Source organism: Phocaeicola paurosaccharolyticus JCM 15092 (genome assembly GCF_000613805.1).
In the GTDB taxonomy this organism is placed as follows: domain Bacteria; phylum Bacteroidota; class Bacteroidia; order Bacteroidales; family Bacteroidaceae; genus Phocaeicola; species Phocaeicola paurosaccharolyticus.
Window position 1 is genome coordinate 1 of the sequence record NZ_BAJR01000008.1, and the last position, 12,864, is coordinate 12,864.

Sequence of the window (12,864 nt, forward strand, 5' to 3'; positions counted from 1 at the left end):
TTGCTAAATAGTATTTTCATTCTATATTCGTTTGTTATTAGACGAAAAACCAGACAAAAACCCTACGTCAATCTGAATCTATTTTTAGTGATTACAAAGGTATACTATTGTTATAGGTTACAAAATAGTAAGTATTTTTTATTTTGTTTATGGTAGTATTGATTATAGTGGGAATTCAGTAAAACAAGAATGCTCTCATAGTGAATTACTCTTACTTATAAAGTAAAAGTTTATGTGAATAATCGTGATAAAAAGTTCGTTTGGCGATGACGGTCATCAGTCGGCAACGTCATCTCATTAGACGACGAATTATTGTTTCAATAAAAATGTATTTTGTGGAGATAGAGGATATAAAGTCTGTTTTATGGCTGATAACTATTTTATAGCTATCAATTGCATCGAGAAAATAGTAATTTACCTAAATTTACATCATAATTTTAAAAAGATGAAGCTATATAGTAAGCAAGATGCAATTGAGCAGATGAATAGATTGGCAAAGGCAGATATTCCATATATCTTTATAATTGACTATTTACAGGAGAATATATTTATTGAGAGGATTGAGAATGTTGATCCTTATGAGACTCTCTTCTCATTTAACTCTGTATCAAACTCTACTCATTCGATTAATGAAAAGAGGAAAGATATTGGATTATTACAGATTGGTAAGAACTTTTCCTATAATAAAGAAACAGATGTAAGCAATATTGAATGGCACTACAATATGCCATTATTTAATAGCTATAAAATGAGCTTTGATACAGTGGTTAGTAATATTCGTCGAGGGAACAGCTTCCTAGTAAATCTTACCTGTAAGGTACCTATTGCTACAAACTTATCTCTTGTTGATATTTTCTATAATTCTAAAGCTATGTATAAGTTGCTCTTGAAAGATAGATTTGTATGTTTTTCACCAGAGATATTTGTACGTATAGATAAAAATGGAGTGATAAGTTCATATCCTATGAAGGGTACTATTGAAGCGTCTGTTGATAGGGCTGAGGAGATTTTGATGAACGATGAGAAGGAGGCTGCTGAACATGCTACAATAGTTGATTTGATAAGGAATGATCTTAGTATGGTTGCCGAAGATGTGAAGGTTGACAAATACAGGTATGTAGATACCATATATACAAATAAGGGACCTATATTGCAGACTAGTTCGAAGATCTCGGGACATCTGCCCGATGATTATCAGGAGAGGATAGGAGATATAATATTCAGATTGCTGCCTGCAGGTTCCATAACCGGTGCTCCAAAGAAAAAAACTATGGAGATTATAGCTGAGGCTGAGGGATACGACAGAAATTTCTATACCGGCATAATGGGATATTATATGGAAGGATGCTTGGATAGCGGAGTTATGATCAGGTTTATAGAGAATGAAGATGGTAAGCTATATTTCAAAGCCGGTGGTGGAATAACCTCTATGAGTTGTTGTGAGAGTGAGTATAATGAAGTAATTCAAAAAGTTTATGTGCCAATATATTGAGACAATGATGGTTGATGATGATAATATTGTAAATCTTTATTATCACAATAGGCGACTTAACGCTACTCTACATCATATCTCTTATCTCAATGAGAGAGTAGAGATAGAGAAATATGTTTATCCCTTGATAGAGAAGATGAAAAAAGAGTCTCCTGGTATTAAAATATCTAATTATAAGGCAAGATTGCTTTACGATAAGGATGGGGTAATAGATGTCACTCTCTCACCATATAAAATTAGAGAGGTAAGAACTCTGAAATGTGTTATTTGTGACCAGATAGAGTATTCCTATAAAAGTGCTGACCGTGCAAAACTTAATGAGCTCTTCGCAATGCGTAGTGATTGCGATGATATAATTATAATAAAAGATGGAATGGTGACCGATACATCTATCTGCAATGTTGCATTTTGGGATGGCAAAAGATGGTTCACTCCTCAATATCCACTTCTGAAAGGTATCAGAAGAGAGACTCTTCTTGAAGGTCATGTCATAAAAGAGGAAAATATTCCTCTATCTACCATAAAAAGATATTCAAAAATATGTCTATTTAATGCAATGATACCTTTCGGAGTGCTAGAGATAGGTACAGATAACATATGTCTGCCTTAATTATATCACCTAATCTTCATTAGCTTTCTTATTAATATAGTATATCACCCTATTTCCTGAACCAGAAAAAGTTATTCCTGAGTCGGGATCATTTCTAAGTTCCACCAACTCCTCATGAGCTTTGAACTTTGACAATCCTGTAATTTTCGCATAATCCGCCTCCAGCATAAATGGTGTATCTGGATTACTGAGGTAGGTGAGTGCTTGCTGCAATCTCTCCTCTTTTGTGAAAGGTGATATGTGCAACCTGTTTACCTTACCACGCTTAAGTTTACAGCTCTGATTTGCTCTAGATATAAGGTCTCTGTCTGCTCGGAAACTTACTCCGTCAATGACTATGCTGGCTGCATTTCTCTTTTGATCATTACCATCTATGGTGTCCATCTCTTTCCCTTTTATAACACCGATGCTACCCTTGAAGATGCCAAGTCCTTCAATAGAGATGCTATATCCCTTGCTTATAGAGCGCGCTATTTCATCGGACATACTCTGTAGAACATGCGTCACACTACCGGTGCTCAGCCCGGAACCGGGATAAGCTATCTGAGAAATAAGGTCTTTTGTAGAAAGAATTCCTCTACTTTCAAGCCTGTAATAGCACCTTTTCTTTCCGGTACCATTCAAATCATTCATCTCCTGCTTAATATACTTAGTCATAAAGTAAAAGTTTATGTGAATAATCGTGATAAAAAGTTCGTTTGGCGATGACGGCCAATCAGTCGGCAGCACCATCTCATCAGACGACGACGGCGACTTATCAGACGGCGGCGGCAAATGAATAATTCATCTTGTATATCTCTAATATACAAATAAATAACGAGAAATAAAACTCTTTATTCTTCTATTTTTATGATACTTTGTATAAAGTTTTTTTGATAAATGAATCTTCATTTTTTTGAGTTGCTCTAATTTTGATATATCTTTCCACTGAAAATCTATATTATGAATAAAAAACACAGTGACAATACATTATGAATTTCATTAAATCCCTTTTCCTTACTGGGTGGGTTACGCTGTTTATGAGCTGTTCGACCGGTCATAGGGCTGACAGGGAGATAGACCAATCTCCAAAGATATTTCCTGATTATAAAGATATAACTGTCCCATGCAATATTGCTCCTCTGAATTTTGAGGTTGAAGGCGCAAAATCACTCTATGCAGAGATTAGCTGTGATGGTAATGTTTTATTATCGGTAGATGGTAATAAAGAAATAAAAATTTCATCCGACGAGTGGAGGGAACTTATGACATCATGTGCAGGTAAGGAGCTTAAAGTAGAGTTGTCTGTTTTCGATGAGGCGAATCCTGAAGGTGTGAGATACAGACCTTTCTCTATATTTGTATCAAAGGATAGTATAGACCCCTATATTGCTTACAGATTGATTGAACCTGGCTATGAGAGTTGGCAGGATATGAAGATATGCCAACGCAGACTATCCGATTTTACAGAGGAGGAGATTCTCAAGACTGATAGAAATGGATGTATAAATTGCCACTCTTTCCATAACTATTCTCCCGAGAACATGCTTATACATTACCGTAAGAAGGGTGGTGGAACACTCTTTGTTGAAGGAGATAAGTTGAAGAAGATTGATTTGAAGGCTATTGCTCCAGGAAAGCAAGGGGTATACCTTATGTGGCATCCTTCAGGAAAGTATGTTATATTCTCTTCTAATGCTACTTCGCAAAGTTTCTATGCTACAGGCAAGGACCCTATAGAGGTTTACGACAGCGAGTCAGACCTTATACTTTATCGTGTTGATGATGAGAAGGTGGCTACAGATCAACGCTTTTGCGGAGATTCACTATTGCAGACATTCCCGGCTTGGTCTCCTGATGGAAAGTCACTATACTACTGTGTATCAAAGAAGGTAAAGAGCTCGGATGAACTGAACAAACTTCACTATTCATTATGCAGAGTTGGTTTTGATGCAGAAACAGGAACATTTGCTGAAAAGATAGATACTATTATCGATGCAGAGAAGGGAATGAACAGCATCTCTTTCCCAAGAATATCTCCTGAAGGACGATACCTGTTGTTTACTCGTTCAGGCTTTGCTACTTTCCCTATATGGCACTCTGACAGCGAGTTGGAGATGATAGATCTTCAGACCGGTAAGTTTACTGATACTTCCATTCTCAACAGCAAAGAGGCAGAAAGTTATCACTCATGGTCATCAAACGGCAAGTGGGTAATATTTAGCAGCCGACGTCTTGATGGACGTTATACTCGTCTCTTCATAGCGCATTTTGACGGTAAAGGCAGATTCTCACGCCCATTCCTTTTGCCTCAAGAGTCGGCAGAGCATAATATCATGAGATTAGAATCATACAATATACCTGAGTTTATAAAAGCACCGGTACGATTGGATAAGAAAAAGGCAATGGAGTTGTTTAAATAAGAATTGCAATACTATGAAACTGAAAATAAAAGCTATAGAAGGCAATAAAAACCACTATTTATTGTTTCTCTTAATGTTTGTAATAATATATATCTTCTTCTCTCAGATTTACCCATATAGACTATGGAAGATGGAGGAAGATAACTTGTTTATATTGACTTCCGACTTTACTAAGGCTGTTCTCACTTCACCTGCCGGTGTGGCAGAGTGGATAGGGCTATGGCTTGCTCAATGGTATGGTAACGTGATAGTCGGCATACTTATAAACACTGTTCTTCTCTCACTTTTAGGGGTTATCTCTTACTATACAATGAAAGAGAACAAGTTAGGAGGGGGTATGCTGGGCTTTGCTGCTCTACCTGTTGTCGCCACTATGTGGGCATCGTTTTATGCTCACTCTCCTGTGATAATTGTGAGCCAGATAGCGTTGTGGGGTGCATTATTGTTATATAGTAAGATTGGCAACTATTCATTAAGATTGGCTATTTTTGCTGTTCTTATACCGATAATGTTATTTCTTATTCCCGGAGGAGCTTTGATATTTTTGTATATCTCTATAGCATTAGTTGAGATGATACGTTCTCCACGTTCATCTAAGTCATTGGTATATATCCTACTTGCTATTTTGGCAGCGTTTGCTCCTGTTATATGGAACTATTTCTATTATGAGCCTATTGCTGTCCGTTATTCTATGTTTACCAACGCAGAGATACCAACTTGGCTTACTATATTTGTATTCCTTCCTTGTTTGATCTCGATATTCAATCTATCTAAAGTAAAGCATATTGCATTTTATTGGGCATATGTCATAATTGCCTTATTGTTAGGCACTGCATCTGCTATATTGTATAAGGATAGCGTCTTTAAGAATTCAGAAGAGAGCTATCATCTGGAGTATCTTGCAGAGAATAGGATGTGGAACAGAATACTTCAGAGGGGGATGGATAGTGAACTCAGTCTATACGATCTTCGTATGAAATATTCAGTGTTGAGCCTGATAGAGTTGAACAAACTTCCCGAGTTGCTCTTCTCGCTTCCTGTTACACCTATGCTTGAATATACGTATCCTTCACCCAACAGTCGCATGACCTATGGATTGAACAGTCGATTCTATAAATCACTTAATCTGACAAATGAGGCTATGCACAACCTCTTCCAGGATGCTTGTATGTCGGACTATGGAATGAATTTCCGTGATCTTAGAAATCTGGCTCAATGTGCTAAGATCAGTGGAAATGAGGAGTTGGCAAGGAAATACCTTTCTATATATTCTCGTAGTAATCTGAATACAACGAAGCTTGAAGAGTTCGTAAATGCCAGTAGAGGTGAGGCTCCCCGTCTTCCACAGCTATTCAGTGCATCTACAGATGTAAAGACACTAATGCGTGTGCTATCCAGTCAATATTCAACTACGTCAATAAACGACTGTCTGCTCTGTAATTTGCTTATGAAAAAGGATCTTGCAACTTTTGCACAGGTGGCTCCTTTCTGTCTTACATCACCTGAACTGGTGCGAGGATGCTATAAGGAGGCTGCTCTGTTATGTAAGGTGAACAATATTCCTTGCAGAATTGAGGTCACTGATGAGGCCTTAAGAGCTTACTCAGATCTGCAACAGATGATGCAGACAGGCAATAGCGAGGCTATAGGTAGAAAGTTTGCCGGTAGCTATCTGAAGTATTACTTCTCTGATATAAACGTAGAAAAGATAGAATAAAAAATCATCCTCACTCTGCTTTATTGAGTAAGGATGATGCTGATTATCTCATTCTAACCAAAGGTCATCGGGATAAGCTTATTTGATGTAATATCAGTTGCCTACATATTCGTCATAAGATGGCAGCAGACAATACATGTCTGCAATATCTCTGAATTAAATATTAATAGTTTTTGCCAGAGCATCCTCTTCCATATAATCCATGTTATTAAGAAGAATAGTCTCTTTGGTCAAATCCGGCTGATTGGTACGGAAAATAAGTATTCCTCTGCCATCTAGAAGAAATGAGTAAAGGTAGGAGATACTTATTCCTGCGTTATGAATTATCTCTAAGGCATCGGCAGCACAGCCCGGTTTATTGTCAAGTTTCAAGGCGAAGACATCGGATATATTAGCCTGTATGCCCGATTCTTGAAGCATCTTAACTGCTCGTAAAGGTTCACTGCAAATAATTCTGTAAATACCATAATCAGTGGTGTCGGCTATGGTACTTGCTACAATCTGTATCTTAGCCTCTTTGAGTTGTCTCAGCACCTTTATAAGTGTGCCGCTCTTATTCTCTATGAAGATTGAAATCTGATGTATTGTCATAATCTTTGCTTTAATATTAGTGTGTTATACGATTGTCTACTACACGTTTAGCTTTTCCTTCAGTTCGTGGAAGCGAGCCTTTTGATACAAGTTTTACATAAGGGGTGACAAGAATCTCATCCTTGAGTTCTCTTGTTATATCGCGTGTCAGCGACTGCAGACGGCCATAGTCATCAGTGAATAGTTGGTTGAGCTCTACCTCAATGGTCATTGAATCGTTTATATCTTCTCTGTTGAGAGTTATCAGATAATCACTTCCCAACTCTTTATATCTCATCAAAATCTGCTCTATCTGGATAGGGAAGATGTTGACTCCCTTGAGAATTATCATATCATCGGAACGTCCCTGCATACGTGCCAGACGTTTATGATGACGTCCGCAAGGGCACTCTCCGGGAAGGATGCGTGTAAGGTCACGGGTACGGTAGCGTATCATAGGCATAGCCTCACGTTTTAGAGTGGTGAGAACCATCTCGCCGATTTCTCCATCAGGAACAGGTTCCAGAGTAACGGGGTCAATAATCTCAACTATATAGTAATCTTCCCATATATGCATACCATTCTGTTCTGGACATTCAAAAGCTACACCTGGTCCACACATTTCGGACATTCCGAAAGAGTTGTATGCCTTGACACCCAACATATCCTCGATGCGGTGTCTCTGTTCATCGCTATGTGGTTCGGCGCCAATGGCGAGGACGCGCAACTTAAGGTCACGGCGTGGATCTATACCTTCTTCCTTCATGACTTCATAAAGGCGTGAGGCATACGATGGTATTGCATGAAGGCAAGTTGTACCGAAGTCCTTCATAAACTTTATCTGTCTCTTTGTATTCCCTGCACCTGCCGGCACTGTGAGCATACCTAAACGCTCAGCTCCATACTGCATACCAAGACCACCTGTGAACATGCCATAACCTGATGAGTTCTGGAATACGTCGTTAGGGCGCATGCCTACCATATACATACATCTAGCCATGGCATCAGCCCATGCCTCTATATCATTACGTGTGTGAAGTATTACTGTAGGATTTCCGGTGGTACCACTAGATGAGTGAAGGCGAATGCATTTCTCAAGTGGAACTGCAGCCATACCAAAAGGGTAGGTAGCTCGTAAATCTTCTTTTGTCGTGAATGGGAAACGTCTTAAATCGTCGAGTGACTTTATACTGTCGGCCGATAGTTTCTCTTGGTTGAAACGTTTTTTGTAAAATGGAGAATTCATGCAATGAGTTATCGTGCTCTTTAACTTCTCAAGTTGATAAGCATTAATTTCATCACGACTCATTGTCTCCAGTTCTTTGTGTAAATACATATCTATTTCAATATTGAATTTGAACAAACTTATAAAAGATAAATTCATCATGCAAAATAAACTCTGCTTTTGTAATCCTTTCTGAAAAAAAAAGATCTGATTTGGTTTGATAAAGAATATATATTTAAACTCTTGTCATATGACTTTATTTTCTTGATTAAGCTCATTTTTTACGTTTAAGAATTAAGCTTATAATACTTTAGTTGTTATATTTGTTATATAAGCAAAAGTTGTTGTTATGCTTGAATCGCTGTTCGACATATTAGTTAATATTGATAAATATGCTGCATACATTGTCAGCGAATATCAAATATGGACTTATGCAATACTCTTCGTTGTAATATTCATGGAGACAGGTCTTGTTATAACACCTTTTTTACCGGGTGACTCACTACTATTTGTAGTCGGTTCGCTTTCAGCTCTGCCGGGAACACCTCTTGATGTGAATATTATTGCTTTGGTAGTCTTTATTGCAGCGGTGTTGGGAGATACATGCAACTATTTTGTTGGACATTACATGGGGCAACGGTGCTTTGCAAACAGGAATTCTAAGATTTTTAAGCGGAGTTATCTTACAAGAACACATGCATTCTTCAACAAATATGGTGGTAAGACAATAATACTTGCCCGATTTATACCTATTGTACGTACTTTTGCGCCGTTTGTGGCGGGTATGGGAAGGATGCGATACTATAATTTCATGAGATATAATGTTATAGGTGCATTTTTCTGGATGATTCTATTCTGTTACGGAGCTACTTGTTCGGTGATATAACGTTTGTACAGGAGAATATGAATCTTTTCATCATCTTAATAATCATTGTTACTTCTGCAATTCCTATGTTGGAATTAGCCCGCTCATTATACCAATCTAAGAGCTAATCAGTTAATGAAAATAGTCCGCAATGGACAAAAAATGTTTTCCATAAATAGTCACATAAATTAGGATTAGCAAAACTAAATTATCTATATTTGCATAGCATCGGTTTCCGCTTCAACTCATGAACGACGGAATTAAAAGGGAATCCTGTGAAATTCAGGAACTATCCCCGTAGCTGTAAGTTTTGTTTATCTCATACTATTGAGATGAATTTTGCAACAACCCAAAGCCACTGACCTGAAAGGGTCGGGAAGGCGTTGCATAAAACAAGTCAGAAGACCTGCCGGTAACAAAGAACTCATTCAAGGCTTTCGGGTGAAAGGCAAAGATGTTACATCTGTTTGTCCCTGTATGATAGTATTTGGTTGCGAAGAATCACTAATTATTTTATACTATGTTGAATTCGAATTTATCTATTATCAAAAGAGACGGGAAGAAAGAGTATTTCTCTATTGATAAAATTAAAAATGCAATCTCAAAAGCGTTCCTGTCGGTAGGAAGTTTTGCATCGCAGGAGGTATTGACAAATATCCTCAGCCGTATATCTATCCATGATGGAATTACTGTGGAGGATGTACAGAACCAAGTGGAAATAGCCTTAATGTCCGAAGGGTATTACAGTGTAGCAAAATCGTATATGCTATACAGACAGAAACATACCGAAGACAGAGAGACAAGGGATAAGCTGAAATTCCTTATGGACTACTGTGATGCGTCGAACCCTGCTTCGGGAAGTAAATATGATGCAAATGCGAATGTAGAGAACAAAAACATTGCTACATTAATAGGAGAGTTGCCTAAGTCAAACTTTATCCGTCTTAACAGACGTCTTATTACAGACAGGATAAAGGATATGTATGGAAAAGAGTTGGCCGACAGATACTTGGAACTTCTTAATAATCATTTCATCTACAAAAATGATGAGACAAGCCTTGCAAACTATTGCGCAAGTATCACCATGTATCCATGGCTTATCTCGGGTACAACGGCTATAGGTGGTAACTCTACAGCACCAACAAACTTAAAATCATTTTGCGGTGGTTTTGTAAATATGGTATTCATTGTGGCAAGTATGCTTAGCGGTGCTTGTGCTACACCTGAATTTTTGATGTACATGAACTACTTCATAGAGAAGGAGTATGGTGAGGATTACTACCAAAATGCCGATAAGGTGGTGGATCTGTCGACAAAGAGACGTACTATAGATAAGATTATAACCGACTGCTTTGAACAGATTGTATACTCTATCAATCAGCCAACGGGAGCACGTAACTTCCAGGCGGTGTTCTGGAATATATCATATTATGATAAATACTACTTCAACTCTCTCTTCGAACACTTTGTTTTCCCTGATGGAAGTTCTCCACATTGGGATTCTCTGAGTTGGCTTCAGAAGAGGTTTATGGAGTGGTTTAACGTTGAACGTACACGATCAGTGCTTACATTCCCTGTCGAGACAATGGCTCTTCTCACAGAAAATGATGATGCAAAAGATAAGGAGTATGGCGACTTTACAGCTTATATGTACTCCAAAGGACACTCTTTCTTTACCTATATGAGCGATAATGCTGACTCACTAAGTAGCTGCTGCCGACTGAGAAATGAGATACAGGATAATGGGTTCAGCTATACTCTTGGTGCTGGTGGTGTATCTACAGGTTCAAAAAGTGTGCTTACAATAAACCTCAACAGATGTATTCAGTATGCTGTTAAAAATGGCATTGCATACAATTTATTCCTCGAGGAGGTAATAGATTTGGTACATAAGGTGCAGATGGCATACAACGAGAATCTCAAAAAACTGCAGGAAAAAGGTATGTTGCCACTCTTCGATGCCGGTTATATTAACATAAGCAGACAATATCTCACTGTGGGAGTGAACGGCCTTGTTGAGGCTGCACAGTTCATGGGAATAGAGATAAACGATAACCCTAAATATGAGGGGTTTGTTGGTGAAGTTTTGGGACTGATAGAGAAATATAACAAAAGGTATAGGGGTAAAGATGTGTTATTCAATTGCGAGATGATACCTGCTGAGAATGTAGGTGTAAAACACGCTAAATGGGATAAAGAGGCAGGATTTGAGACATATCGTGAATGCTATAACAGCTACTTCTATATTGTGGAGGATGAGTCGCTTAATATAATTGATAAGTTCCGTCTTCATGGAAGGAGATATATTGAGCACCTTACAGGTGGCTCGGCGCTGCACATGAACCTACAGGAGCATCTTTCAAAGGCTCAATATAGACAGTTACTAAAAGTTGCTGCAAAAGAGGGATGTAACTATTTTACATATAATATTCCTAATACAGTGTGCAATGATTGTAACCATATCGACAAGAGATATCTTACGGAGTGCCCTGTGTGCAGGAGTAAGAATGTAGACTATCTTACACGAGTTATAGGTTATATGAAACGTGTAAGCAACTTCTCATTAGCAAGGCAGAAGGAGGCTGCAAAACGATTTTATGTTGAAGCTGGCAAGCTATGATATAGTCTTTCAAGAGATACCAGATGAAATAACATTAGCATTAAATTTATCAAATTGTTGCATAAGATGTAAGGGCTGTCATAGCCCGCATCTTATGGACGACATAGGTGAACTGTTGGATAAACCCCTCCTTGATTCTCTTATAGATGGTTATAGGGATGAGGTGAGCTGTATATGCTTTATGGGAGGTGATTCATCGGTGAGAGATGTGGATACCATGGCAAAATATATACACTCGAAATATGAAGGAGGTATTAAAGTAGGATGGTACTCTGGAAGAGAAAACCTGGATGAGAATATATCTATTGATAACTTCGATTATATTAAACTTGGGCCATATATAGAGAGATTAGGCGGACTGAACTCTCCAGATACCAACCAACGGATGTATATGGTTGAGAAGGGTAATATGGTGGATATAACTTACCGCTTTCATAGAAAAGGGTTGCCTCTATGATCGTCTCGCTGCAATATACATACCTGCAATGATAAGTATGACACCTGCCATAGCCATAATTGTAAATGGCTCATCGAGGAAGATGAATGAACCTATAAGTGTGGAGAAGGGATTTAGGTATATATAGTTGGTTGCCTTAATAGTGCCGATATGCTTTAGTATTACATTCCATATAGCATAATAAGCCAATGAGGCAATGATCCCCAGGAATAGAAGGTTACCTAATACTGCCGGCTCTAAAATCTTACTGAAAGGAGTATTAGCGGGTTCAATGATAAACACAGGGAGGATAGTCAGCAATCCATAAAAGAAAATCTTGCGTGTTATGAAGTTTGTTTCGTATTTACGGAACAACTTCCTCATGATAAGACTGTAGAATGCCCAACTTATTGCTGCCGATAGTGCAAGAAAGTCGCCAAGAGGTGATAACTTCAGAATAACACTTCCGTTGTAGACCACTGCTCCCATACCTAAAAGAGAGATGATTGAACCTGCAATGATATGACGGTTGATATGGGTATCCTTGTCGACTACGATTAATAGAATAGTGGTAAGAAGTGGAGCTGTGCAGACAATGAAAGAGACATTGGTAACAAGTGTATGGGCAAGTGCTGTATTCTCCGTAAGGAAATAGAGTGAACCGCCTGTAACACCTCCTGCCATGAGAAGAAGTTCGTCTTTCAATGAGTAGGCAAATAGTTTCTTATGCGATATCATACACATACCAACATATGCTATTATAAAGCGTAGAAAGAATATCTCCTGCGGTGTTAGGCCGTTATCAATAAGTACTTTTGTTGAAATAAAGGTAACGCCCCATATTGAGACTACAATAATTGCTATAACATGATAAAAAATCTCACTTCTTCCGTTCATCATCTCTTTGTATTTTATGTTAAGTTTGTT

10 protein-coding genes, 1 pseudogene and 1 riboswitch are annotated in these 12,864 nt (G+C 38.1%); of the genes and pseudogenes, 7 read left to right on the top strand and 4 right to left on the bottom strand.

The features are described from left to right. Window positions 1-445: 445 nt before the first annotated feature. Window positions 446-1,492, top strand: coding sequence for an aminodeoxychorismate synthase component I (locus tag JCM15092_RS05370; RefSeq protein ID WP_024993762.1), 1,047 nt, complete (start codon window positions 446-448; stop codon window positions 1,490-1,492). Then, window positions 1,476-2,102 (top strand): aminotransferase class IV, encoded by a 627-nt coding sequence (locus JCM15092_RS05375; protein WP_024993763.1) that lies wholly within the window; start codon window positions 1,476-1,478, stop codon window positions 2,100-2,102. Before JCM15092_RS05370 ends, JCM15092_RS05375 begins: the two co-directional genes overlap by 17 nt. Window positions 2,103-2,111: 9 nt before the next feature. Here the strand turns inward: JCM15092_RS05375 and JCM15092_RS05380 are convergent, their stop codons facing one another. Then, window positions 2,112-2,759, bottom strand: a complete 648-nt coding sequence (locus tag JCM15092_RS05380) for an HU family DNA-binding protein (RefSeq protein ID WP_024993764.1) — start codon at window positions 2,757-2,759, stop codon at window positions 2,112-2,114. 314 nt (window positions 2,760-3,073) lie between these two features. On the opposite strand from JCM15092_RS05380, the gene JCM15092_RS05385 reads away from it, so the two are divergent. Further along, entirely contained in the window at window positions 3,074-4,504 is a 1,431-nt protein-coding gene (locus tag JCM15092_RS05385; RefSeq protein ID WP_024993765.1) for a TolB family protein, read from the top strand. A gap of 13 nt (window positions 4,505-4,517) precedes the next feature. Continuing rightward, window positions 4,518-6,221 (top strand): DUF6057 family protein, encoded by a 1,704-nt coding sequence (locus JCM15092_RS05390; protein WP_024993766.1) that lies wholly within the window; start codon window positions 4,518-4,520, stop codon window positions 6,219-6,221. Window positions 6,222-6,377: 156 nt separating this feature from the next. Here the strand turns inward: JCM15092_RS05390 and JCM15092_RS05395 are convergent, their stop codons facing one another. Next, window positions 6,378-6,812, bottom strand: a complete 435-nt coding sequence (locus JCM15092_RS05395; RefSeq protein ID WP_024993767.1) for an ACT domain-containing protein — start codon at window positions 6,810-6,812, stop codon at window positions 6,378-6,380. Window positions 6,813-6,828: 16 nt separating this feature from the next. Continuing rightward, window positions 6,829-8,127, bottom strand: coding sequence for a phenylacetate--CoA ligase family protein (locus JCM15092_RS05400; protein ID WP_024993768.1), 1,299 nt, complete (start codon window positions 8,125-8,127; stop codon window positions 6,829-6,831). Window positions 8,128-8,365: 238 nt separating this feature from the next. On the opposite strand from JCM15092_RS05400, the pseudogene JCM15092_RS15070 reads away from it, so the two are divergent. From JCM15092_RS15070 to nrdG, 3 genes and pseudogenes are all read left to right on the top strand, one after another. Further along, window positions 8,366-9,009: pseudogene (locus tag JCM15092_RS15070) on the top strand (DedA family protein). 84 nt (window positions 9,010-9,093) lie between these two features. Next, window positions 9,094-9,309: riboswitch (cobalamin riboswitch) on the top strand. 92 nt (window positions 9,310-9,401) lie between these two features. Continuing rightward, window positions 9,402-11,501, top strand: a complete 2,100-nt coding sequence (gene nrdD / locus JCM15092_RS05410; RefSeq protein WP_024993769.1) for an anaerobic ribonucleoside-triphosphate reductase — start codon at window positions 9,402-9,404, stop codon at window positions 11,499-11,501. Further along, entirely contained in the window at window positions 11,479-11,958 is a 480-nt protein-coding gene (nrdG, locus tag JCM15092_RS05415; protein WP_024993770.1) for an anaerobic ribonucleoside-triphosphate reductase activating protein, read from the top strand. Before nrdD ends, nrdG begins: the two co-directional genes overlap by 23 nt. Here the strand turns inward: nrdG and JCM15092_RS05420 are convergent. Next, window positions 11,953-12,834: a DMT family transporter gene (locus tag JCM15092_RS05420; RefSeq protein WP_024993771.1), complete on the bottom strand. Its 882-nt coding sequence runs from the start codon at window positions 12,832-12,834 to the stop codon at window positions 11,953-11,955. The two genes, nrdG and JCM15092_RS05420, sit on opposite strands and share 6 nt — an antisense overlap. Between the last annotated feature and the right edge of the window lie 30 nt (window positions 12,835-12,864).

Excerpts from the sequence above, each read along its gene's own strand:
- JCM15092_RS05370 (WP_024993762.1), top strand. The coding sequence starts at position 446 with ATGAAGCTATATAGTAAGCAAGATGCAATTGAGCAGATGAATAGATTG.
- JCM15092_RS05375 (WP_024993763.1), top strand. The coding sequence starts at position 1,476 with ATGTGCCAATATATTGAGACAATGATGGTTGATGATGATAATATTGTA.
- JCM15092_RS05380 (WP_024993764.1), bottom strand. The coding sequence starts at position 2,759 with ATGACTAAGTATATTAAGCAGGAGATGAATGATTTGAATGGTACCGGA.
- JCM15092_RS05385 (WP_024993765.1), top strand. The coding sequence starts at position 3,074 with ATGAATTTCATTAAATCCCTTTTCCTTACTGGGTGGGTTACGCTGTTT.
- JCM15092_RS05390 (WP_024993766.1), top strand. The coding sequence starts at position 4,518 with ATGAAACTGAAAATAAAAGCTATAGAAGGCAATAAAAACCACTATTTA.
- JCM15092_RS05395 (WP_024993767.1), bottom strand. The coding sequence starts at position 6,812 with ATGACAATACATCAGATTTCAATCTTCATAGAGAATAAGAGCGGCACA.
- JCM15092_RS05400 (WP_024993768.1), bottom strand. The coding sequence starts at position 8,127 with ATGTATTTACACAAAGAACTGGAGACAATGAGTCGTGATGAAATTAAT.
- nrdD (WP_024993769.1), top strand. The coding sequence starts at position 9,402 with ATGTTGAATTCGAATTTATCTATTATCAAAAGAGACGGGAAGAAAGAG.
- nrdG (WP_024993770.1), top strand. The coding sequence starts at position 11,479 with ATGTTGAAGCTGGCAAGCTATGATATAGTCTTTCAAGAGATACCAGAT.
- JCM15092_RS05420 (WP_024993771.1), bottom strand. The coding sequence starts at position 12,834 with ATGAACGGAAGAAGTGAGATTTTTTATCATGTTATAGCAATTATTGTA.